Origin of the sequence: Hallella bergensis DSM 17361, from assembly GCF_000160535.1 — a bacterium.
GTDB lineage: Bacteria > Bacteroidota > Bacteroidia > Bacteroidales > Bacteroidaceae > Prevotella > Prevotella bergensis.
On record NZ_GG704781.1, the window covers coordinates 918790 to 944723 of the forward strand.

A 25934-nucleotide genomic window follows, 5' to 3' on the forward strand; every position below is an offset into this window, starting at 1 on the left:
CGTTCAATTATATGTCTTCTATGCAGGCCTCAATAAATGCTTTCATTTCATTCTCGTGTCTGCACACACTGCGGAACAAGTGAAGTTGATTCTGTGCGCGAACCAGGTTGTGATTCTCATATGCAATCTTATAATAGGTGTCTCCGTTGATGTAATCGGTCAGGAACCTGACACTCTGCATGTACGGGAAGAGCTTGGCCGCATACACAAGATTCTCTATTTCCACCGGCTCCAGAAAGCTCCGGGCAGAGGCTATATAGCCGCGCGTGAACGACTCAAAGATATCCATGCGAAAATCAATCTGATCGAATGCAGATGAATCCTCTGCCACCGTGTTGGCTGCCGTGCGCAAAAAATCGCCATAGTCAGAAAAAATGAAGCTCGGCATCACCGTGTCCAAGTCGATGACACACAACACCTTCCCATCCCTGTCAAACAGCATGTTGTTCACCTTGGTGTCACAGTGGCAGATACGCTTTTTCAGTTTCCCTTCACGGTGCAATTGTTCCGCCTTGCACATCTCCTGCGCATGACTCTCCAACTCGTCGACCCAATCCTGCACCTCCACTAATCTGTCCTTGGGATTGGCTTGTATGGCCTCACGGAACTGACGCAAGCGTAACTCCATATTGTGAAAATCCGGAATCGTCTCGCCCAATTCCTCCGGCACATCCACCAGCATCGACTGAAATTGCCCAAAGGCTTTCCCTGCATCGTAGGAATGTTCCGGGGTAACCGACTCAAAAGTCTTGGCGTCGGGAATGAATACGGACACCCGCCAATGCTTCCCTTCCGCATCTTTGAAATATGTTTTACCTTCATCGGTACTCACGAATCGAAGCACTTTCCTGCCTATATCCCCTTCTCCCTGTTCTTCCAATTTTCGGCGAATGTGGGTGGTTACCACTTCTATATTGTGCTGCAGCATCTCCACATCTGTGAAGATGTCAGTGTTGATGCGTTGCAAAACATAATCGGGAGTATTCTCTCCCTTGGTCTTCACTTTGTAGGTATCGTTAATCAGACCGTTGCCAAGCGGCAGGATTGATTCTGTCACTCCCTCTGTTTTAAAATGAGAGACCACGTCATTTAGTTGTTGATATTCCATATTTTAGGTTTTGGTTCGATTCTGTACCGGCTGTTTGCAAGAAAAAATCCGGCACCAGAGATGGTTTAAAACGTTACTGTCACAAAAATAATTAATAATACTGATACGGCAAAAAAGGTGATTATAAAATAAAGTGCAGACCGGTCGAAAGGTCACGAGGTGTAAAATAAAGTACTCATTTTTCGGTAAATCTTTTTTCTACATCCAGAAGAAAAAGCGCCATGTTCCAACTCCGGTTTTCGATTTCGTGAAAAAGAAAATTCCCGAGGCCTTGCGATTACTATCTTACGGCACTTCGATTTGGACTTCATGCACGCGCGGAAAAACCGCTTTCACATCGTGATCAAGCCCTAACCATCATCCCAATTGATATCCAATCGCGAGCGAGCAAAACTGCCACGCAATCCGGATTTTGATAAATATCTGTCTGTCAATAAATTACAAATCATCGCAAATTTTACGAATTTCGAGTCAAAGACTATTTATTTTTGAATACGCGAAATATAAAGAGGTGTATGTAAAGAAAAATCACGTCGTTGCGAACCCGTCTTCATGCCAGGCACAAAACGAGGTCGACACTCCCCTACCTCATCACTTTCCGCCCATTACAGATATATGTGCCTCGGCGGAGCAAGTCGAAACGGGTTCCTACATTTTGTCCAAGCAGGTTGTATATCTTGGGGTCGTCCGACCTGAATTTTCCGGAAGGATTTCCAACGCCTGCCACAACATTACCATTTTCGTCCTTCACCGTGATGCTGTAGACGTAGATACCGTTGCTCGCACCAATGACAACATCGCCATTTTGCTCAACTTTGCCTATACAGAGCTGTTCCTCAAGATTTGAGCTTGCTGCCGTTCCAAATCCTTGCTCTATAGTAAGGTTGTAGGCATTGAGAAAGCGGATACCCGCATTGGTTACCGACCGACATCCTACTTCTACCGTTTGTCCGGCTTTCAGATGGGGTACAACAATGGACAGATTCTTGGCATTGAGCCTGATAGATTGTCTCTCCGGATCGGTATAGACAAGGAGTTTGCCAGGGCTTACCGGTTTCACCATGTTGGTTTCAGGAACGTATATGCAGAACAGCAGTCCACGTGTAAATTCAGCTTCCTTGCCGTCAGCTATTAGTTTGCCCGCATATTGGGAAACATCTTTGGCCTCGACAGCCGCATTGCTCGATGTTCCGATTGCCGTGGTGTTCTCAAATACAAGGTTATTGGCAGTATCTGTCGTCCTATTCCACCGGCTATTGTTGTAGCTATCCTCCTCAAACGCTTCCTTGTCTTGTTCTGTCGGCATATTGAGAATCCATGTCTTGCCGAGCGCCTTCCTATGGTCTGCTTTTTCAAGTTCCACCAGCCAGTCTGGAACTTTGCCCAATCGGCGCTCTAACTGTGCCGCATAGAGCGAACGGGGGAACACGGCCTTACCGTGGCTTTCGTCACGTTTGGTCTGCCCATCGTCAAATTGCATATCGTAATCTCCATGTATGCCCACGATGGTCGGTGGCAAAATCTTTATCCAGATATTATTTTTATCCCACCAACGGTAGGGCAGCATCTTAAGCGTTTGAGTCGACGTGTTGGTCACATATAGATTCCATAGCGTGAGGTCGTCAAGGTGGTTAGGCAGCTGGTATTTGTCACCACCACACCGCAGTTGCATCAGTCCGCCACGGCATGCGTCTATGAGTGTGGCTCGCGGCTGTGTGGCGTGCGCCTCAAAACATGCGTCCACCCCCCATGTGCAGTTCCAGACCACAGTGCCTATACTCTGTTTGGACACACCACAAGCATGATATTGCCCCACGCACTTGCCCCATGCATTGCGCGTATCGTTGTAAATGCCGTCAGAGTAGTCGCCCACTTTGCCGATAAACACACGCGAAGAGCCTTGCGAGCGAATGGCGGAGTGCCCGCGGTTGCCCGTGATGAGAATGTCGTAGGCCGAACAGTTGGCGCACCAAGTGAAAGTAAGAGCCTCGCTCACGCTGTGAAACGCTACGCGACGCACCCACGAGTTAGCCAGCCTAACCATGTCCAAGGGTTTGTATGCACCGTCGTCTTCCCACGAGCCGTGATGCTTGAAGTCGGGTTTGGCATAGCCCACAAAAGTGAGATCTTCCACACCCGCGTTCTCAAAGCACTTGTAGTTTTGGATGGTCCAGCCGTATTGGCTTTCCACAGCGTGCATCAACGGCTCCTTGAACGTCACCTTGCCGTTGCTTACTGCTGCCACTTGGTGGTAATCCACAACCTGCACACCCACGTTGATGAGGTTTGTCATGTTGTTGTACAAGGGTTGTCCTAACAACTCTTTGCCGATAAGCGTGCGGTCGTTGTTCTTGAGATGGAGCGTCACCCAGTCGCCCACTTGGATGTTTCTGGTATCGTCAACCGCCACCTCGAAGCTCCCCTTTGGCGCGTCAGCAGTCACGTTGGCCCATACGGGGACTGGATTCTCACCGTTGTTCCTAATAGAAATCATGGTGGGAGAGGTCCACATCTTATTGGGGTCTTTAGGCAAGTTGGGATCTTGCATCACTAATTGGGTCTTGTCACGACCCGCACCTTTGATAATTAGGTTGCCAGCAACAATATTAATGGTCTTGGAGGCAAGCTTCCCGGCGCTGTTTGTGAAATTGTCCGCATTCGTGTGGAGAATATATCGTCCTGCCGGGAAATAAATAATGGCGTTGGCTTGTCCGCGGTTTTTTTTCGCCTTGTCGTTGATTTTGGCCACCAACCGATCAAAAGCGGCACGGTCAGAGCGGTCATCAGTGCCGTCGAGCCCATATTTTGTCACGTCATAGACGGTGTAGCCCAAGGTATTGACATCGGCGGGAGCCTCTTCGCCGTGCTTGTATCCGGCAAAGGAGAAATCCAAGAGCACGTTGTTGGGCGAGCTGCTCACAAACTCTTGCCAAGCAATGGCAGTATTAGAAACACCACCATCTGCCATGATGGGCAGGGTGGTGGTGAATAAGAGAGAAAAAAATAACGTAGTGATTTTCACGAAAGAAAACAATTATTTGATAATTTTTTTACCATTCTGAATGTACAAGCCAGATTGCAACGCGTTTATATCATTGCCCACATAGCGACCATTGAGATCATAAACCCTGTTGTCTTGCGTGGCTTGTGTTATATTATTAATTCCCGTGGTAATGACATTGCCATCCTTGTCCTTGATGGTAATGTCGTAAATGAAAGCTCCTCCGTTGGTGGTAACAATCCACGCTGCACCATCTTCAGCAACCTTTCCTTCTGCAACATGTGTCTTTTTGCCCTCACCGGGATGTTGTACGAACGTGTTTCCACTGTCAAAGTTATACCCACTGAGGAACTCTTCGTCCTTACCATTGCCTGCACGATAGCTCACACTGACTTGCATTCCCTTTTTGAGATTTGGAATTACGATGGCAAAGTTATTACCGTTAAGTCTGATAGCATTTGTTTTTTTAGGAGTGCACACAAACCAAATATTTCCAAGGTGGGTTTTCTTGCTAGGATAATGTGCCTTGAATTGCTTTTTCTCATCAAGATAAATCCCAAACAACAATCCCTTGACACATGTAAACTCCTTACCTTCCTTATTAGTAAGTTTTCCACCATAATTGACAATGTTTTGCACGGTAATAGGCACCTTCTTCTTGTCTGTATGACTATTTATGCCAATACGCGTCATATTTTTGTAAATGTTTTCCTGTTTTCCCCATGTGCCATCGCTAACAGCCTCTTCAAACTCGGCTATTTGTTCTTGTGTGAACTTGGTGAAATCATAGGTTTTTGCCTCGGTTTGTGCATTTGCTACAGACGCTGCCATACACAGCCCTGCAATGAGTAAAGATTTAGTTTTCATACGCTTAAATTTAAATTGGTTATATTTGTGTTATTGTTGTGTAAGTTCCAAGTCGTAGCTCAGTCCGTCCTTGCAAATGAACTTGAGCGTAGTGGTCTTGTCGTCTTGCGCTACAAGTTTAATGTTGTCGGTTTCACGAACGTTCCATTTGCCAATGAGCGTTACGGTGACAGGTATCTCCAAACTCGGATTGTCTCTCCATGGCCGACCATAGATGCTGCGCTCCACGCGCTTGCCATCTTTATAGACATCGTCGCTGGGACCGCGATAGAGTGCGAGGTCGGGCTGTGCCACGGTAAGAATCATTCGTTTGGGCGTGAGATAGCGCACCATGGCCAAGCACGAAGTATCGGTTTTGGCGATAGGACTGCCTGGAAGATAGCCCTGTGGCTTCTCGAAAATGGCATAGGAAATTGTGTTTACCGCCTTGGACGACACGATGTGCGCGTCTCTGTTTTTGGCAATCACCGTGTATGAGGGATGTTGAGCGAATGCCTCCATTTGCTCAGGAGTGGTCTGAGGCATCACGGCATACTCGTATTCGGCATTCTTGGGTGCCTTGCCGTGGTTGATGACAAGCGATGTCCATGTGCCCTCGGTTTCGGTTCCAGTCTCCTCATTGCGCGACTTTTGTAGTACCAAGGGTGTGAACTCTGCCTTTTGCGGCGAGTAATAGCCCGTTCCAAGATTATCCAACCACCATTTGCCGTTGTTGTTGAAGTCCTTCCAATACTTGCGGGCGGCATCATCGTTGGCCTCTAACTGAAAGATTGTTGTTTCGGTGGGATAGCGGTCCACGATGTTCTCGATGTCGCTGCCAAGACAAACAACAAGTCCGTCGAAGAAGTGATACGACTTACGGGCACGGTGTGAACCATTATACTTGTCGTGCTCGTGCAGTTTCATGGCGAAGTTCCCGTTCACGCCAAGCTGCGACAACCCGCCTGCGAAAGCCTCGTCAGAGTATAGCATTTCCTCCACACCGGAGGAGATGTCCACGTTTCTGATCTTAGCCTCCAACTCGTCGAATGGCAAATGTATGGAGGTGACACCCGGTATGCGGTTCCAGTCGAACCCGTCTTGAACCCAACCGCTGGTTTTAGGCGTAACGTCGGTGCCCTTGGGGGCGGTCATAATCTGCATGCTGCCATAACCCAAGTAGCGTCCGTAGAGGTTCTCGCCCACATAATGCTCGGCTCCCCAAAGATAGCGGCTGGTACCCCGAACCACGGCCGACCAGTTGGCGCGACGGTGCACGGCGGTGCATCCATAGCTAAGTGAAAGGTTTCCCTGCGGATCATCTTCGGCAAAACAGCCCAGGATTTGGAACCGCTGGTAGGTCTTCTTCTCCAAAGTGGAGCGTGGGTTGTTGCCCAAACGCATGTAGACGGCAGCCATGTCACGGTCGAAGTCTTGCTGCTTGTCGGGTGTGCCGGCCATGGCCATGTAAGCATAGTGTATGGGGGTGAGCCTACCTTTGCCATCAGGATGACGACCGGAGAGTGCAAGTGGGAAATGAATCTTGTTACAATAAAAACGCATGGCCAACAAGGCGTTCTTGACGGTTTGGTGTGCCAGCTCGCCAACGGCAAACTGCGTGCCACTCAAGATGTAAATCATCTGCGTCGCGCCGTTGAGTCCTCCGACCGCATAAGCCGGGTAATTGTTGCAATGGTGATAGCCTGATCCATCAATTTTGAAGGCATCGGACAGTCCGGGGGCAGGTCGGCAACCCCAGTCGAGCCATCGACTGCACGAGCGCAGGTACTGCACTTTCTCAGGTGAATCGTCCATGAGGAGAATGCTCGACATGCAACCTACGGACGAGGTGTTGAACGTATCCATGTCGATGCCGTTGCCAACTGGTTTCTGATAGAGCTTGTTGGTTTGCCCATACCATAGCATAGTCTTGACGGCTTCGTCTAATTTACCCTCTTTTTTGAGCGCATCTTTCATCAGGAAGTAGGCGATGTACATGTCCCTAAGACTATAACCATAATGATGAATATTGCCCCAGCAAGATCCAAAAGTAACACCTTGGTCGGTGATGTGGTCGAACATGAGCATGAACATGTCCTTCAATGCGGTCTTGTCAGCCTCATCGGTGGCATTGTTGTAGCCAATGGCCATGCGCTGCATGAGTTTGAAATAGTCGGCCATCTCAAACCCGGTGCGTGTCAACATGTCCTTGTTCCAGTTGGGAATCATTCGCTCGTAGGCCTCGGCATGACGTACAAACCATATCGGCATGCCGGAAATGATTCCCTTTTTGCGGCTGATGCGGTATTTGGCGAATTGCGTCCGCATCTCATCCATCTGCTTGGGATAGAGTTTGGCAGGTGTGTAGATGATAGAGCGAAACTTGTCTTCCAGCTTTTTGATATCGCGACGTTGTGCGTCAGTGACAGGTTGCAAGGCGATGTCGGGCTTGATGCGATAGCTTTGGTTCACCACCAACCAGTGATTCTTGGTTTTCTTGTTGACGAAAGGCACTTGCAAATCGGCCGTTTGCTGTCGGGGATCCACCTTAATAGCGGTGATGAGGTGGTCGAAAAAGAGCGTGCCCTTGGTGTCGGGGGCCACGATCTTGACTTCGTCCATGCCCACTTCGGCTTTGCCCTGCATGTCGCGCTCATAGCATACCCATGCGCCCCGCCACCCCTTGAAGTCAATGCCAAAGGGGAATGAGGTACAAAGTTTGCCGTTCTTGAGAAATTGGAAGGTAATGGTCTTACCCGGTTGGGGCTTCTCGCTGTACACCCAAACGATAAAAGCCGAGAGGTAGTTGTCCCTATCGCCCTTTATTTTAGGCTCAAACTGCAGGTCTCTCTTGAAGCTGAGCGTCGCGTCGGGCGTATAATTCCACTGTAATGACTTCTTGCCATTTTTGTAATGGGCAGCCGAAAGTTCCACACTCGACTTGACGGTATGCGCAGCTTGCAAATCCTTCCCGTCCTCAAAAGAGAGCATTCGTGGGTCGTCGAAGAGTTGAGCCTTTGCTCCCATAGGAGCAAAGAACCAACCGAGCACACCTAAAAGTATGATAGAAACTGTTTTTTTCATGCTTATTGATAATAAGATGTTTTTATCAATCCACGACCTTAACCTTGATTTCGCGGATAACTCTTGACTCGTGCTTGTAGTTGCTGTTGGTTGCTACAAACGTGGCCTTGTATTCTCCCGTCTTGTTATAGGTGTAATAATAACTGTTGAGAGCCTTCGTGATGTTTTTAATGGCTACACCCTGATCAGGCGAGCAAGCATTGGACATGATGAGATCGGACACAAGCCAGCTATATTTGAGAGGTTTTCCACCACCTGAACTGTGGATAAAGAAGTTGCCTTTGCCTGCGTCTTTCAGGTTCCAGATGCCACTCATGTTGTTGGTAACCGTGCCGTATGCCCTGTTGTCTTTCATGTTTTTCTGATCGTTCAAGTTGTGTCGCCACATCATATTGAGGGGCGTGAAACCGAAATTACCCGCATAAAGGGTAGAGGTGGTTCCGTTTTTCAACTTGTTCTCTATCTTCATATCCACGAAATTCATGCGAGGTTGGGCAGCCTTGTTGCTGTGTCCGGTATAGGATATGGCCAACGCAAAACGTTTTCCCAGATAGGGTTTGAGGTCGATCTCGTAAGATAGCGCTCCCTTGGCGTTGCCCGGTGCCTGTGGAAGCTCTGCCTGTGGCACCAAATCGTTCCACTTGTGAGATTCCACCAACATGGAGTCAGCATTGAAGTCTTTTTTATTCAACCCCGAAAAATCTTCCGAAATCATCATCTTCAGCACATCTTTCGTGCACTCACCATTGCCATATTGCGCCCAAACCGAGAAGGTCAGCTTGGACGAAGTGATGTCTTCGGGCGACACCTGGTCACGGTCTCTGTATTGAAACTCATGATCGGCCTCACCACTGAAGAAGGCTATGTTATCCGGATCGCCCGCAAAGGTGAACTGTACCGGTTGTCCCTTCTTCACGACATAGGTGTCGTTTGCTTTGGAGACATTCTCATTTTGCGTCACATCAACGCTCAGTGCGACCTCTTCGGTAAGCTCGTTGTTGCACGCGATGAACATCGTTGCCACTGCAGAGAACAATATATATTTGTTTATTTTCATAACGTTTAAAGTTGATTGTGATTAGACAGTTCGTTATTACCAGCCCGGATTGTTCTTATGGATGAGTGCATTGACAGCAATCTCATTAGCCGGGATGGGGAAATAGTTGTATGCATCGGAAATTTGGTAGTAGGTGTACACGTTGCTGGGGCCAAACTTCCAGTTGGTACCATTTTGTGCACGTGGTGCCAGCTCATTCATGTTCTTCACCAATTCTCCCCATCTGATCAGGTCAAAGCGTCGCGTCATTTCGAAGCATAACTCCATGGCACGTTCGTCTTTGACAGCCTGGCGGAACTCATCTTTGGTCATTCCGTCTTCCAACAACTCGATACCAGCACGCTTACGCACAGCGTTGATACATTCGTAGGCCTTCGCCGTGGGTCCATTGTTCACCTCATTCTCACATTCGGCAATCATCAGGAGCACGTCAGCATAGCGCAGGATCGGGAAGTTGATAGAAGTAAAGTTCTTGCTCTTCTTATCAGCCTCGTACTCACGACGCCACTTTCCGCACGCCAGGTCATATTCCTTGGTCTCGTTGGTTTTCTCCCGGTCGCCCTTTTTGGCCCTGGAGTCGGTGTCGCCATAAGAGAAAGACTGGTCATAATATTGACCCTTCACCTCGGCTAACTTACCCTTTTCGAAGAGACGTCCGTCCACTCCCTTGCCCTTTGCAGACTCGGTGTAGGTGAATGGTGCGATGCTCCAGTTCATACGCTTGGTGTCTCCGTTAGCAACGTATAACTCGTAGAGTTTTGGAGTGCTCCAGAAGAAGCAGTAGCCAAATCCCGGATCGGCCTTGCCGGTAAGTTCTGTTTTGCTCGAAAGGTCGGGTGCCTGAATGCCTATAATGTTGCCCACGCGTCCCTCCGTACGGGTATCGGTGGCGTAGTTTCCGGTGAATTCAGCCTCCCACATACTCTCGTTGGCTGTGGAGTTGTAGCGGTTGGCGCACTGATCGATGAAGAAATCCCAATAGTTGGGGGCAAGACCAAAGCCACCCTCATCTTTCACTTTGGACGCAAAGAGAGAGGCTTGCTTGAAGTACTCCTTGATTTTAGCCTCGTCCGGCGACGTCTTGTCACGATAATGCTCGCCCGCCCGGAACATATACACCCTCGCAAGAATGCCCCAAGCCGTTTCCCGAGTCACCCTGCCGGGTCTGTAAGAAATATCAGAAGCCTTAACAAGGTTGGCCGAGGATTCTTCCATTTCCTTGCAAATGAAGTCGTAGATCTCAGCTTTCGGTGTGCGTTCTTGGTCAAGCCCAACCACGGATTGGGTGGAATGTGTGCGGAAAGGCACATCGCCCCAGCACTGTACTAAGTTGAAATAATAGAATGCACGCAAGAAACGCGCCTCTGCCGTGTAGGTCTGGCGGTTGGTTTCATTCATCTTTGACACGTTACCTATCTCTTCCAAGAAGATATTGGCACGGTTGATACCGGAATAGAGTGTGTACCAAAAGGAATATACCGACGGGTCGCTGGTGATGGCATTGTTGCAAATTAATCCCGACTTGCTGGGTGCGCGTCCTGCGCCACCGTATGCCTCGAGGTCGTCGCCACCCACAAGATAGTAATACTCATTACCGTAAAACGACGGCTGCGTCAGTATAGCATAGACTCCCCGAAGGAAAGATTCGGTCTCTGCTTCATCGTTAAAATAATTGCCTGATGTGGTGTTTGTCGGCTCTTTGTCGAGGAAATCGCACGAGCCGAGCCCAACTGCCATAGCCATGGCCAATATAATTGATTTAATGTATTTCATATCTGGTTCAATTTGAATGGATGATTTAGAATGAAAGATTTACGCCAAAACTGAAACTGCGGGCACGCGGATAGGCCGAGAAGTCAAGTCCGGGAGTCAAAGCGCCGTCCCGTATGGAAACCTCAGGGTCGTAGCCATAGTAGTCCGAGAATGTGAGCAGGTTTTGTCCGGCAAGATACAGACGTAGTTTGTCTATGCCCCAGCGGTTTGTCAAGCTCTTCGGCAGGGTGTAACCCAATGTCAAGGTCTTAAGTCTCAAGAATGATCCATCCTCAATAACACGCGTGGAGAACACGCGATTGGAACTTGAAGTCGTTGCCCGGGGAATGTCGCTGGTAGGATTAGCCTCCGTCCACCGGTCAGCATAGCTGGCATATTGGTTCAGTTCGCGAGCCTTGTTCCACGAGCCTTCAAACATAAGGCGGTTGGCATTGAGGATGTCGTTGCCGTAAGACCACTGGAAAAAGAAGCTCATGTCAAATCCATCGTAGGTGAAAGTGTTGGTAAATCCTCCTGTGTGGATAGGCAGACCATTGCCGATCATGGTACGGTCTTCGTCGTTAACAACACCATCGCCGTTGATGTCACGGTACTTAGGCATACCCGGTTGGGTGTTGCTCTCAGAGGCAAAGTGCGGCACATTGGCTTTCAGCGTATACGAATTACCCGACTTGTTGAAGTCTTCGTACTTATAGGTGCCATCATAAATATAGCCAAACATAGCTCCCATAGAGTAGCCTACCTTAGCAATGTAGCTGGTTTGGGTGTTGAAGTTCTGGTCGAACTGTGCTGAACTGAGCAGAGCATTTTGGTTTTCGGCCAAGCCCATCACCTTGTTCTTATTGAAGGCAATGTTGAAATTGCTCGTCCACTCAAACTTCTTGGTCTTCACGTTCACTGTGTTAAGCGAGAACTCTACACCTTGGTTTCTAACCTTTCCAATGTTTTTCATCGCGCTGCTGAATCCCGATGACGGTACAAGGCTGGCCATGAGGAGCAGGTCGCGAGTGGATTTGCTGTACAAATCAAGCGTCATGTTGATACGCTCGTGCAGGAAGCTGAGGTCAAGACCCAAGTTCCACTGCTCCGTAGTCTCCCATTTGAGGTCTTTGTTGGGAATGGAGACAGGCACCATACCCACATTCTTGTCATCATTGTTGTATGGATATACACCGCTTGGGATTGCACCCATGGAACTGAGGTTACCCCTTGTATCTTTCAGCAGGTCGTAAATGCCGTATGTGTCATACTCGCCCACGCGGTTGTTACCCGTCAAACCCCAGCTCAAACGCAGCTTACCGTTGCTCATCACGTTGCGGAGGGGACTCCAAAACTTTTCTTCAGTGAAGCTCCATGCCAACGCTCCCGATGGGAAATAGCCGAAACGGTTCTTGCCCCTAAACTTGGAGCTTCCGTCAGCACGCATGGTGAACGTAGCATAATATTTGGATTTGTAGTTGTAGTTGAACGTACCAAAGAAGGACATCATCGACCAACTCGATGCCGCAGAATTGGTGCGGGTGGGTGTACCTTGGCTCATGCCAGCCATTCCAAGATTCTCATTGGGAATGTTGATGGTCTTGAACTGGTAGTATTCGTAGTCAGAATTCTGAAGAGAGAAACCCAACAGCGTATTGAAATAGTGCTGTTTCTTCAGGTTTGTCTGGTAAGTCAGGGTGTTTTCGTTCAACCATGTGGCACGTTTGTAGCGTGTCACTTGTGCGTTCACCTTATCGTTGGATGTCTTTCCGCCGTAGCGTGTCTTGGAATTATTAAAGTTGTCCAAGTTCCAACGAGCGTCCGTATATCCGCCCGAAACCTTCAGTCTCAGTCCTTTCATGATTTCATATTGCAGAAATCCGTTGAACTGTATGTATGTGTTGTTTCGCTTGTTATACTCATTGTTGAGCGACATATAGGGGTTGAAGCGGTAGTCATTAGAATTATTCACATCCTCATCGGTGGCATTCTCCAACAGTGATGTCAGCGGCAGGCCCGGTTGAGTGACAGGACGATAGCCCCACACACTGTAAAAGAGGTTGTTCATACCCGAATAAGACGCTTGCGATGGCGACGCACCCATTTGGTTGGTCTGTGAATAGTTTACATTCAGGCTCACCTTGAGCTTGTTTTTGTCAATCGTTGTGCCCAAACGCCCCTGCGTACGGTTGTAGTTGGAGTTGATCACAATACCATCTTGGTCGAAGTATGACAGCGAAGCATTGTATCTCACGCCTTTGTCGCCACCATTAATGCTCACGCTATGGCTCTGTATGGGAGCCGTCTGGAAGATCATATCCTGCCAGTTGTACTGCTTGATGTTGCGATAATCGTCCAACGTCCATTGTTTATTCTCGTAGTTTGCAAGGTAAGTGTCGGCTGCTTTATCAGGGTACATCTCGTTCTGGAGGCTCACAAACTGATACGCGTCCATCATCGGAATCTTGCGTGTGATAGTCTGCCAGCCTATGCTACCGTCATATTGCACCTTGGGTTTGCCAGCCTGGCCACTCTTGGTCGTGATGATAATCACACCATTGGCACCACGTGCACCGTATATGGCCGATGCTGACGCATCTTTGAGCACGTCCACTGATGCAATGTCCGAAGGGTTGATACTGCTTGCAATGGATGGATCTTCCACGGGGAAACCATCGACCACATAAAGCGGGGAGTTGTCTTGCGTCAGGGAGTTGTTACCACGGATCACAATATTCATCTTTGATCCCGGCACACCTTCGCCCGAACTAACATTCACACCGGCAATACGTCCACCCAAAGTCTGGTCGAAAGAACTTACCGGCGTGCTGAGCAACTCTTTCATGTCGGCCTTAGCAACCGCCCCGGTAAGGTCGCGCTTGCGCACCTCCTGGTAACCCACCACAACTACTTCGTTGAGTAGTTTGTTGTCTTCTTTCATAACAACGGAGACATTTTCACCCGCCGTTACCTTTTTTTCTAATTCCTCAAAACCAACATACGTAAATGTTAAGGTTGCTTCTTTGGTCTTAACATCTACCGAAAACGAACCGTCCAAGCCTGTAATTGTTCCAGTGGTTGTATTCTTCACCGTTACAGTAACACCAATCATAGGTTCACCGGTTTCATCTTTTACAACACCTTTCACCACAGATTGGGCGAATGCGGTCACTGAAAAAATCCAAAGCATCAAAAACACGAGAACGTTCCTCATGTTTAATATTCCAAGATTTGATTTACACATATTTATTAGGATTAAATTTTCTTTTAGGTTGCTGCAATTACAGCAATGATAGGTTGTTAATGCAAAAGTAACTTAAAGTTTTAGGAAAAATGGACTAAATTGTACGAATTGATGCCATTTTTGTACAAAGACCATTACTTAAAACAAGCAACTTCAAAACATTGCACGTCATTGATTACAGTTATAGCATACCGTTTCTGACGGCATCCATCACATTAGCCGGCGGACGTTGGTTTTGATATTCCTTCTTCATAAAGTCCATGTAAGGAGCCACATGCCTGAAGTATTTCAGATAGCCTTTGCACAGATAATTAAGGCCGGCATTCCCATAACGGTCGTTGATAAACCGATTCTTGGGGCACTCGCCGTGACATGCAAATTCAAACTCACACTCCTTGCACTGTCGGGGGAGTGATTGGTGTTTCAGCATACTGAACCGCGACTGCTGCTCTCCATAAAGCATTTCTATGATAGATTGTTGATAGATATTGCCGAGCTTGTATTCGGGGAAAACAAAATGGTCGCATGAATATATGTCACCGTTAAATTCCATCACACCGGCATGCCCACACTCCTTTGCCAAAATACACACCCCCGGCGCAACTCCAACCCAGTTGGCCAATGTGGCATCGAAAAGTTGTACGTAGGTTTTTCCCACATCGTGCCTTACCCATTCGTCAAATATGCTACAAAGAAACGTCCCCCATTGCTCGGCTGTGACCGAGAAATCGGCAAGAGGAGCATCGGCACCGTCTTTCATATGAGCCAAATGCCTGCCGTCGGCATGCTCGACCAACCTCTCAACAATCGGGGCAAATTGCAAATAAGTACATCCGTTTTCTTTGAAGAAGTTGTAAAATTCCAGAGGGTAGTCAGCATTGAAATCATTCACAACGGCCATAGCGTTCCATTCCACGCCATGTTTCTTCAGCAGTCGGATGCCCTGCATCACTTTCGTCCACGTGGGCTTTCCCGTCCGCGTGCTTCTATATTCGTCGTGAAACTCCTGGGGTCCGTCAATCGAAATGCCCACGAGCCATCGGTTTTCTTTCAGAAACTCGCACCACTCGTCGGTCAGCAAGGTGCCATTGGTCTGTATCACATTGTCGATCTGCCGGCCGTTGGCATAACGCTTTTGAAATTCAATAGCCTTCCGGTAGAAAGAAACTGGCCGCATCATGGTCTCTCCGCCGTGCCACGTGAAGAGCACTTGATTCATGGTTTGCGACTCGATGTATTCCTTCGTGAATCGTTCTAACAGTTCCTCCGACATGACATGACGCGGAACCTGAGCATAAAGCATTGATTTTTCCAAATAGTAACAATAGTCACACGCCATGTTGCAATGTGCACCAACTGGCTTCAACATGATATACAAAGGACGTGAAAATGGTGCTATTGTACTCATTGGATCTATGATTTAAAATAATGATTCAATATGAGGAAATTAACGTGCAAGGATTTGAAACTCACTTATCTTCTATCGTGGTACAAATATATGAAAAATATCTTTAAATCCGATACTTTTGGCTTCCATTATTTTTGTTGTTTTCCCTTCTGCAAGGTATGAACTGGTTCATACCTTGCAGAAAGATGGAGTATGTCCTAATGTCCGCACTTCTTTCCACAGTTCAACATTTTCTGGAAATAGAGTTCCAGATTTGCCTTTCTCACCAAAGCCTCCAAATAATAATAATCGGCATAATTGAGGGGCTTGTCTATCTCGTTGTTGTGAGGTATGCTTCCTACAGAGTGCATCAAAATGAAGTTGCCATTCTCACCCTGCTTTGCCGTATATGCGGGAGAGGCGAGGCTGGTCATGATTTTATCAGCATAAGCTTTGTACTCGTTTGAGTTCTGAAGATCGTAAGTACACAACTCGTAGAGGGCTGAGGCGATACACGAAGCAGACGACACATCACGCGGCTCATTAGGAATCTTCGGGGTGCTCATATCCCAATAGGGTATGGCGTCGGCAGGCATGGCAGGATGATTCTTCATCATCTTGAAAGTCTTGATGGCCTGATCCAAATAGCGCTGGTCACGCGTGTATCGAAAGCACATGGTATAACCATAGATAGCCCATGCCTGACCACGACTCCAAATCGACTCGTGGGCATAACCCTGTGCTGTATGACGATGACGCACATGTCCGTCTTTCAAACTGTAGTCCACCACGTGGTAGCAACTGCCATCGGGACGAAACTGTTCTTTCAGCGTGCGGTCGGCATGACTTACGGCCACCTTATAATATAAGGAGTCGCGGGTAAGCTCAGTAGCCTTGAAAAGCAATTCAAGGTTCATCATATTGTCAATGATAACCGGGCACTCCCATCCTCGCTGCGACTGCCACCCTCTGTCCACATTCCACGACTGGATAATACCCACCGTTGGACGGAACCTCGTGGCGAGCGACTTGGCAGCTTCTATCATGGCTTCCCTGCCCTCGGTGTAGCCCTCGGGATAAAGCCTCATCTGGTTGCCGTAGCTGCAGTCGATGATAAAACCAATGTCGTGGTGCCAGGTCAAGGTCTTGGCCTGCTCAATAGACTTGGTGAAAACTGTCGCCTTCTTAGCCCAAAAATCGTCGCCGGTAAGTTCATACATATACCACAGGCTGCCGGGAAAGAACCCACTGCGCCAGTCCTCATAATCGCAATAAAACACCTTGTTATCCTTGGTAAGGGTAACGGGGTTCAGGAGTTTGCCACTACGCTCAATGACGTTCAGCTCATTTTTAAGCTGTACGCTGGCATTTTCAATCGCCTTCTTGGTTTCCAACAGGTGGCCGTCGCACGCAGGCTGAGCCATAACAGCTGTCATGGAAGACAGGAAAAATAGTGTCAGAATCTTTTTCTTCATATTCATAATCTTAAAATTGCTATGTTGATAATATGGATAAATTCATGAAATATCATATAACCGTTGCGTGTACCGATTACTTCACAGCCTTGATGTCGTATTGGTATCGTCCACTCTTAACGGTGTTCTTAGCTGTGAGTGTGATGCGGTAAATCTTCTTGCCCCACACTTTCGAGAGCCGCACATCCGTCTGCTCGATCTCCTCAATGGAGGGTTCGAAGAGCCCGGCATCATAGTTGAGTTGTGCTTTCACACCCTTGACATCAATTTTCACCAGTCCCTTGGCAGAAATATCTACGTCGCCCCAAGTCAAGAAGTTCACCTTGTTGGGTGCCTTGGCTGCCTTCAGCACAAAGTCATCAGTTACCGTGAGCTTGTTTTTCCCAAGCCGGTAGGCTCTCACCCATTTCTCCACTTCGGCCTCGGCCGGATATGCCGTAGCGATATTGGCAGAGAAAGTTTGCTTCCTGCGGTCTGCCCTCGCGTCAGACGACTTGTATTGAGAACCAAAACGCTGGGGCACACCATTGATCATGGGCAGGTTGTGGTAGTCGCTCTGCATCGTCCAGATGGTGTAACGTTCGCTGCTGAATGTTTTGCGCGTATAGGTGCCCACACCAGCATCTATCATAACGGGTATGTTGTTGAACGCGAGAATAAAGGTTCCCACGTCGTTGTGGTTGTGGCTCTCGTTGTTGAAACCGCCCTTGGTCGCAAAGAAAGCATCGCCTTGGCGCATATAGCAAAATTCGGTTTCGGGATACCAAACGAAAGTCGGCGGTGTGAATGGCGGTTGTTCCTGTGTGAGTTGCGACCGGGTACGCAGGTCTTCGAGCCTTAAATAGAGGTCCATCCAGTTGGTGGGAATTCGGGAAGGATGTTTCTTCTCACGCATCACCGCCATGGATTTCATGGGCTGAGAATTTACGGCCGCTCCATAACGATAAATCAGTGCGGTGTTTACCTCGCCTGCACGGGCGGAAGCATCGGCGAAATTGACCACCCACTCATCGCCGATATACGAATTTGCGATATACTCGCCCATGGCCTTGACTTGCGGATGATGAAAGAGGTTGACCTTCCCACCCGTTATCATTGACAGAGCCGAGAGATAGTCGTAGAGCTTTCCTGCGGCATGCCCCCAGTAGGACGGTCCCTCCTCGCAGGCTCCGTCACTCTTGACAAAGTTTAGGAACTGGTCTACCGACTGCATCGACTTGCATACAGCCCGTGTCAGCGTGTCGCGATTGTTCTCCAAAAGCATGAAGCAGAACAAGGCATTGGCATTGCACCAGGGATTCCAGTTGTTAATCATCATGCCCGGCTTATAGTTGGTGGCCATCCACCAAAAGTCGGTGCGTTGCAAATAAGGGTCGAGCTCTCTTACCTGAAGTTCGTGGCGCAACCGCTTGGCAATGATAGGGTCGATGGCATCGAATCGGTCTTTAAGAAAATAATAGGTCCACGAGAGCATTTGCGCCATACCACCTTGATGCAGCTCCAAAATGTGCTCTCGGTGGTCGGGAAGGGCTCTTTTGGTCTTCTGATAAGCCATGAGATGAGCCGACTCCGCCCAGGAAGACATTTCGCTAAAAAAGAATATGCCATTCATCAGGTCGTTAACAAAACGCCCCTTGCCCTCTGCCAACTCGGCAACCAGCATGGAGCTGAATGCCTGCACATTCTTGTTGTTAGGCACCTGCATGATATCACGGCTGCCCGACTTCTCGTATTCCAAATAGTCTGTAGCACGAACCACACGCCAATGGTAATCCAAATAGCCTTCGCCCGTCTTGATAATGGCATCTTTGTATTCTCCAAAAAACTTGTCCCACCCTGCCCTGTCGGTATAGGAAGGATAAGGAATCCACTTTTGATCCATCACCAAAGATTGGCGCACTTCGTTCTCTGTGGCGGCCTTCTGCAAGAGATTGCGCGCCTCATAGGCCTGCAAGGGTATGAGGGTCGCAAGGAGCAGACCGATTGTAACAAGATGTCTTTTCATTGTTTTAGCGTTTTTATGTCCCATTTCATATCAATAAGTCTCTCTGTCGGCGTATTGCGCCCGCAGTACAGGTGTACCACGTTCGCAATACATTCGTATAACGTTCGGAGTACGCCCGTACTCCGAACGTTATACGCCAACAAAGAGCATTAACCTACTTCACATCAAACAGAGATTATCCCCACCCGGGATTCTGTTTCAGCTCAGCATTCTTCTCAATTTCGTCAGCAGGAATAGGCCAGAGGTAATCGCGGGCGGTGACAACACGCTCGTAGCGCTTCTTGCCCGTCATGTCTTTCTCTGCCCTTCCATTGAGTTCTTCGAGAAGTTTCCACCGCTTCATGTCGCTGAAGCTATGCCCCTCGCCGGCCAACTCAACGGCACGTTCGTGGCGTATGCGTGCAAACACCTCTTCCTTGGTCGTGGCTTTCAGCCATTCGGGACCACTGTTAATACCGGGCATGTTCACGCTTTTGCGGGCACGCACCTGATTGATCAGTTCCACAGCAGCGGCCTGATGACCAAGCTCGTTCTCACACTCTGCCAACATCAGCAAAACATCGGCATAGCGAATCAACGGGAAGTTGATGGGCGTGTGGGCACGGTTGTTGATAGCCCCACCCATATTGCTCTCCGGAACAAACTTGCGCCACAGATAGGTTTCATAGCCTTGGTTCACACGGATATAACCCTTGCCGTCTACCACACCCTTCGCAATGACATATTCGCAAGGTGAGGTTTGGTTCTTAAACCAGCCTATATAAGAGGTATAAGGAAGGATAATGCTGGCAGCCATACGCGGGTCGCGCTGCTTGTACATTTCCAGCAGCTTTTCCTTTCCTGCGGGATATTTGTTCACCAAGCCTGTCTTCTTATCCAAAGTAGCACGGAACGTATTGGCCTTCTTTTCGTCGTTAGTGGTAATGCCAGGGAACCAGGCTTCCCAATCGAAGGGCTTCCCGTCCTTACATTCATATTCGTCTACGAAACTGGTAGACACCATGACATTGTTCCAACAGCTTCCGAAAGATGCACGTGAACCCATATAGAAACACATGGGCATGCCTTGGTCGGTCCCTACCCCACCCATGTTCTGGATGGCAAATATCATCTCGGAACTCTCGTCACCACCCGGCTTGAAGAGGTCGGCATAGTCATCATAGAGTGCAAACTGCTTGCTGTCCACAATCGTCTTGAAACATTCGGCGGCCTTGTCGTATTGGCGGTTGTAGAGATACACCTTGCCTTGCAGGGCAATGGCAGCATACTTGGTGGCACGCCCGTAATCGGTCTTTCCCCACGACTCGGGCAGGGCATTTACAGCCTCTGTCAAGTCCTTGAGCACAAAGTCCCTGACCTGATCAACGGTGTTGCGCGGAGCCTTCATCTCGCTGTAGCTTTCGGCCACGACCACACTCTCATCATAGATAGGAACTCCGCCAAAGAAGTCCATCAAGGTGAAATAATAGAGCGCACGCAAGAACTTGGCTTCTCCCTTATACTGCGCTTTCAGTGCATCGGCCATATCACATTTGTCGATATTCTGCAGCACGTTGTTGGCACGCGCGATGCCTTCATAGAGATAGCGCCACTTGTTAAGTACCTTGCCATCTTTGACATCATACCTACCACGCTGGAAAATCTGGTACGAGGGTGGGTCATAACCCATGGATATGCCGCCCAGTCCGTCCATTGCAAACTGCAGGCCGAACACATCATCATATTTCATATTGCTGTAAACAGCCATCAGGGCTGCCTTGGCATGGTCTTCGTTCTTATAGAACTTGCTATCGCTGATTTGATCTGCCGGCACACGATCAAGGTCGTAACACCCGGTAAGGGACATTGTCATGACAGCCAACGATGCTATTATATATTTCTTTTTCATTTGGATTGCTTTTATTAGAATGATACATTAATACCGAGAACCGCTTGCTTCATAGATGGGTAAGCCATACCGCTGACCTCGGGATCGAAGCCCTTGTAATCGGTAAAGGTAAAGAAGTTTTCCAAGCTCCCGTAGAAGCGGACACGCTCTATTCCGACCTTGCCCGTCAAGGATTTGGGTAAGGTGTAGCCCAGCTGGATATTGCGTATCTTGACGAAACTCAAGTCTTCCAAGTAGAAATCACTCAGATTGGTGTTCCTGCTATCCTGATATTGCAACAGGCGTGGATAGGTGGCATCAGTGCGCCCCTCGTACCATCGGCCGTCGGCAACCTCCTTGTTGATCTGATAACCGATACGCACGGTGGGAGTGTTGTAGGCCATGTTGCGCCAGAACATTTTAGCACCAAAGGAACCCTGCAACAATACAGAGAAGTCGAAACCACGCCATGCGGCATTGAGGTTCAGACCCATCAAGAACTTGGGATTGGGACCGTCACTTACAATTTCCTTATCGGTATTGTCAATGACACCGTCATTATTGACGTCCTTATAGAGCAGGTCGCCCTTCTCGGGAGTTCCAAAGGCTGCAAACGGATTGACCTTCTTGCCATTTTCATCCAGAGGAGCATTGTCTATCATCTGCTGAACAAGCTTCATATCTTCATCGGTCTGCAAAAGACGATCTACACGCAGCAGGTATTGGGAATTGATGCTGTGGCCCTCCCAAATGAGGTTTGCATTGCTGATGGCCATGCCGCCCTTGTCCTTACCCTTGAATTTGTTTACCTTGTTGGTAACATGGGTAAAGTTAGCGGTTGCACCGTAAGTGAAATCTTGTATCTTGTCTTGCCAGCCCAATGAGAACTCGAAACCACTGTTGGTCACTGTGGCACTGTTGGTCTTAGGCAATGAGGTGATGCCATGAACCGCTGGGGCAGGAAGATTAATCAAGATGTCTACCGTGCGCTTGTTGAAGTAATCGAATGTACCGGTGAAGCGGTTGTTGAAGAATCCGAAGTCGAAACCAATATCAAACACCTTGGTGGTCTCCCATGTCAACAAGGAGTTGGCCAGGGCTTTCTGTGCCAATCCGGTAACCATACTGTTACCAAGAACATAGTTGTAGGCGTTCTTGTTGCTGGTGTACAACGACTGGGAATCGTAGTTGCCCACGGCGTTGTTACCCAACGAACCGTATGAGAGACGCAGCTTCAGATTGCTCAGATTATTGTTGAAGGCTCCCTCCATAAAGTGTTCCTGATCTATACGCCATGCAGCTGATGCAGAGGGGAAATAACCCCAACGCTTGTTGGAACTGAAACGGGAAGACCCATCAGCACGAAGGTTGAACTCGAAGAGGTATTTGTCTTGCCAGTTCAAGTTGAGACGGCCGAAGTAGGAGCGCATGGCCCATTCTGTCTTGCTGCCTCCTGCATTGGCCTGACCGGTAGCACCGTCGAGCGCATCCATGCTCAGGTCTATCATATCCTGCTTGCTGACATTGAAATCTTTGAAACGATACAACTCCTGACTACCACCTAACATGACGTTATAGGTCAGATTGTCCTTAAAGAGTCGGTTCTCATAACGCAGCACCGCATCGTTGAAATAACGCTCGGTTTTACCATTATAATTATAGAAGGTTGTTCTTTTTTTATTGGTATAGGTCTGCATTTCTGTCTGGAAGTTCCATCCGTCAAGGAATACCGGCTTGCGACTGATAGTCTGATCCAACAACTCGTATGAGTAGCTGAGCGCCAAAGACAAGCCCTTCATCGGCTTGATGGTTGCCAGGAAGCGTGGATGAAAATTGTTCTTGCGATTTTCCCCAGCCCATTGGTAAGCTCGGATATATGGGTTATTGTTGGCAGACTGGGAAGCATCCTGGCCGTTGTTCATGGCACCGTATCTGCCATCGGGGGCTTTGAAAACCATACCCGGCGTTGTGGCAGACGTATATGTAAAGACATTGTCTATCTCATGAGCTCCCGGCTCCATGTCAGAAACATATCCACTGATTTGCATGCCCAGATTAAGCCACTTGGCTACGTCGACGTCAAGATTCAAACGTCCGTTGTATTTGGTGAAGCCGGCATTGGCCATAACACCAGGATTGTTGAGATAACCGAATGAACCGTAGAAGCGTATCTTGTCGGAACCACCGGAAACAGAGGCTACATGATTGGTAGACACTGCACTCTTGAAGGTTTCGTCTATCCAGTCCGTATTAGGATACTTCAAAGGATTACGACCGGCATCGTCTCTCCACTCCTTGATAACATCATCGGTGAACTGAGCTTTCTGGCCACTGTTGATATAGCCTTCGTTGATAAGCTCCATGTAGTCAGCATAATTTGAAACGGGAGTCAGAGTCTTACGAATGGACTCGAAAGAAACATAGCCGTTGTAATCCACCTTGATTTTGCCTGCCTTACCGCTTTTGGTCGTAATCAAGATAACACCATTGGCAGCACGCGAACCGTAAATGGCGGCAGAAGCAGCATCCTTCAGCACAGACACAGACTCGATATCCTGTGGATTTACTGTGTTGATACCTGCCTCCGAACCATCAATGATAACCAAAGGGGCAGAAGAGTTCAACGTGCCCTGACCACGAACCAAGATAGAAGCATTGTCATTACCCGGCTGGTTGTTATTTGATTTTACTGATACTCCGGCGGCCATACCTGCCAAAGCTTGCGAAACATTGGTGATAGGACGGCTCTCTGTCAGTTCCGAAACATCGATGGAAGAAACCGAACCGGTCATATTGACCTTCTTTTGAGTACCGTAACCCACAACAACGACTTCGTTCAACGAGCGGCTATTCTCTTGCATGGTAACATGAATACTACGCTGAGAGCCTACTTTAATCTTTTGTGTTATGTATCCAATACTGGAAAACACAAGTACTGATTGAGGGGAAGATACCTTAATTGTGAATTTACCGTCCAAATCGGTAACAACACCATTGCTTGTTCCCTCTTCGATAACGGTAACACCGATTAAAGCTTCACGAGAATCAGAGACCGTCCCGGTTAAGGTAATGGACTCCTGCGCAATTTCAGAAATCGCAGCAGGCGGAGCAGCGTATCCCACGGATACTCCTGCAAAAAACACAATGGATGTCAGAGACATCGCTGTCCCTATAAACATCCTTTTGAAATGTTGATTACTGCTAAAAGTTTCCATTGTTTAATTGTTAGGTTTTTGTTTATATTATAGGTATAACAGGTTGATGGTTTACTTATTCTTTGCAAATATAGTATCGATAAGATTTATACACATACCACTTTTGTCCATTTGTATAGCATAAATCATCCAAGTGTCATTTTAGCATATTAAAAAGCTTTTTAGCATGGCAAGAAACTGTCACTTGCCATGCTAATCGCTTATATCAATATTGAACAAGATTGGGCAAGATACGCTCTGTGTACCACGGATCGTCTATCTCTTTCAGAAGTTGCCCCATTTGCTTGCAGAGTTTTGCAACAATTTTTTTGTTCTTTTCCAGCGGAAGGTTGCGCATTTGGTACGGATCGTTCTTGTCATCAAACAACTTTGCCTCCTTCAGCTTATGGTTCTTGTCAATATAAAGTGCCAATGTATAGTCGGCCGTCTTGATGCCCCGAGCCTTGGGAAAATAAGATATCACCTTGCCATCTGTATTCTTCTCTCCGTCCACATTCTGAAGATAGAGTGCCCCTTCCGGTCTTTTTATCTTAGCGTTCTTGTCAAAGAACAATGCGGAATAGTCGGTACCCTGCACTTCCGAAGGTATCTGCTGATGCAGACCAACCATTCCGAGGAGTGTGGGCATGATATCGGGAGAGGACAAAAGCAGGTTATCCACGCGGTGAGACATCTTTCCAGGATAACGAACGATGAAAGGTACGTTCATCGACTCTGCGTATGGCGAGTTCTTAGGGTCGTCGGTATTCTGGCTGCACATTGTTTCTCCGTGGTCCGACGTGAACACTACAATAGTGTTCTTGTCCAGCCCGGCATCTTTGAGCGCTTGCAATATCATGCCAAAAGCACGGTCCACACCACTGACAGAAGCGAAATAATAGCGGGCCGATTCCGCCTTATCCATCCTATGATTGGCATTGGGGCGGACGAGAAGGCTTTCCAAAGACTTGTCCTTGTAAAGTACAAAATCTTCTTCCATGCAATCTTCCAACGAACGGTACGGACTGTGTGGAGGGTTCATGCCCACCATAATAAAGAAAGGCTTCGATGCATCGCGCACATTGTCTTTGTTCTGAATATAATCCACGGCCTTTTCAGCCTCGTGTATGGGCGACCATTCCTTGGGTTCATGTTTCTTGCCGTCAGTATCCCAATAGTGCGGATCTTTATGCACGTCGAACGTTCCGTAAGAATACCAATAGTTGAAACCGTGCCGCTGTTCAGCTGGGGTATAGGCATCCCATGCCGGCACACGATCTTCCACATATTGTCCGGGACGGTCAGGGTCGTTGCGCAGCGGAGTGTGAGCATGCAACTTGCCAATGTAGGCGCAGTCGTAACCCGCCTTGCTCATCACGTCGCTCAGACACTCGGCATCGTCGCGCAGACTGCTCAGCGGGCGACTCGAGTTACAGTTGAGGGGCACACCGCTCTTGTTGGGATACATACCCGTCATCAGCGAGCCACGATGAGGGCTACTCAGTGGGCAGTTACTCATGGCCGAAGTAAGCACCACCGATTCTTCGGCAAAGCGGTCAATATTAGGTGTATGCACGGGATCGCCTGCGGTACGCAGCATCCCCTGGTATTCCGGACGGCTCCAGAATCCCATGGCAAAATTACGAAACTGGTCGGGAAACACATAAACTACGTTCGGCGCGGAGTTCGAACGCTGATCCGCAGATTGTGCAAGGCCCATCTGTGGCACCATTGTCAACCCAGCGGCAAGAATTTGAAAAGGTCTCTTCATTGATGACATACATTAGAATTAGTAACTAAACACTCCTCCTGAAATGGAGGGTTCACTATTGCAAAAGTAGGAAAGAAAAACGTCAGGCATATGCCATCTTTGTACAAAGAATGTACAATATAATCCTATCGAAAAGATTTAAC

The 25934-nt window shown here is 48.2% G+C and carries 13 protein-coding genes; all 13 read right to left on the minus strand.

Annotated features, from left to right (window positions below; genetic code table 11):
• Positions 1–7: 7 nt before the first annotated feature.
• The 13 genes from HMPREF0645_RS07700 to HMPREF0645_RS07760 all read right to left on the minus strand — a co-directional run bounded on the left by HMPREF0645_RS07700 (position 8) and on the right by HMPREF0645_RS07760 (position 25791).
• Positions 8–1108: a phosphotransferase enzyme family protein gene (locus HMPREF0645_RS07700; RefSeq protein WP_007174383.1), complete on the minus strand. Its 1101-nt coding sequence runs from the start codon at positions 1106–1108 to the stop codon at positions 8–10.
• A gap of 583 nt (positions 1109–1691) precedes the next feature.
• Entirely contained in the window at positions 1692–4130 is a 2439-nt protein-coding gene (locus HMPREF0645_RS07705) for a DUF4955 domain-containing protein (RefSeq protein WP_245544013.1), read from the minus strand.
• Between the two features lie 12 nt (positions 4131–4142).
• On the minus strand, positions 4143–4976 hold the full coding sequence (locus HMPREF0645_RS07710) for a hypothetical protein (RefSeq protein ID WP_007174386.1): 834 nt from the start codon (positions 4974–4976) through the stop codon (positions 4143–4145).
• 30 nt (positions 4977–5006) lie between these two features.
• The gene (locus tag HMPREF0645_RS07715; protein WP_007174387.1) at positions 5007–8039 is read right to left on the minus strand and encodes a chondroitinase family polysaccharide lyase; all 3033 of its coding nucleotides are present in this window, start codon (positions 8037–8039) and stop codon (positions 5007–5009) included.
• A 25-nt stretch (positions 8040–8064) separates the two neighbouring features.
• Complete coding sequence (locus HMPREF0645_RS07720; protein WP_007174388.1) at positions 8065–9096, minus strand: DUF5017 domain-containing protein; 1032 nt, start codon at positions 9094–9096, stop codon at positions 8065–8067.
• Between the two features lie 36 nt (positions 9097–9132).
• Complete coding sequence (locus tag HMPREF0645_RS07725; protein ID WP_007174389.1) at positions 9133–10869, minus strand: RagB/SusD family nutrient uptake outer membrane protein; 1737 nt, start codon at positions 10867–10869, stop codon at positions 9133–9135.
• Positions 10870–10894: 25 nt separating this feature from the next.
• The gene (locus tag HMPREF0645_RS07730; protein ID WP_007174390.1) at positions 10895–14062 is read right to left on the minus strand and encodes a SusC/RagA family TonB-linked outer membrane protein; all 3168 of its coding nucleotides are present in this window, start codon (positions 14060–14062) and stop codon (positions 10895–10897) included.
• 211 nt (positions 14063–14273) lie between these two features.
• The gene (locus HMPREF0645_RS07735) at positions 14274–15500 is read right to left on the minus strand and encodes an anaerobic sulfatase-maturation protein (protein ID WP_044123378.1); all 1227 of its coding nucleotides are present in this window, start codon (positions 15498–15500) and stop codon (positions 14274–14276) included.
• Between the two features lie 197 nt (positions 15501–15697).
• Entirely contained in the window at positions 15698–16915 is a 1218-nt protein-coding gene (locus tag HMPREF0645_RS07740) for a glycoside hydrolase family 88 protein (protein ID WP_044123469.1), read from the minus strand.
• Positions 16916–17030: 115 nt separating this feature from the next.
• Complete coding sequence (locus HMPREF0645_RS07745) at positions 17031–18959, minus strand: heparinase II/III family protein (RefSeq protein WP_044123379.1); 1929 nt, start codon at positions 18957–18959, stop codon at positions 17031–17033.
• Between the two features lie 175 nt (positions 18960–19134).
• A complete protein-coding gene (locus HMPREF0645_RS07750; RefSeq protein WP_007174395.1) occupies positions 19135–20847 on the minus strand; it encodes a RagB/SusD family nutrient uptake outer membrane protein in 1713 nt (570 codons plus the stop codon).
• Positions 20848–20861: 14 nt separating this feature from the next.
• Positions 20862–24005 (minus strand): SusC/RagA family TonB-linked outer membrane protein, encoded by a 3144-nt coding sequence (locus HMPREF0645_RS07755; RefSeq protein WP_419185643.1) that lies wholly within the window; start codon positions 24003–24005, stop codon positions 20862–20864.
• Between the two features lie 241 nt (positions 24006–24246).
• Complete coding sequence (locus HMPREF0645_RS07760; RefSeq protein ID WP_007174397.1) at positions 24247–25791, minus strand: sulfatase family protein; 1545 nt, start codon at positions 25789–25791, stop codon at positions 24247–24249.
• Positions 25792–25934 lie beyond the last annotated feature (143 nt).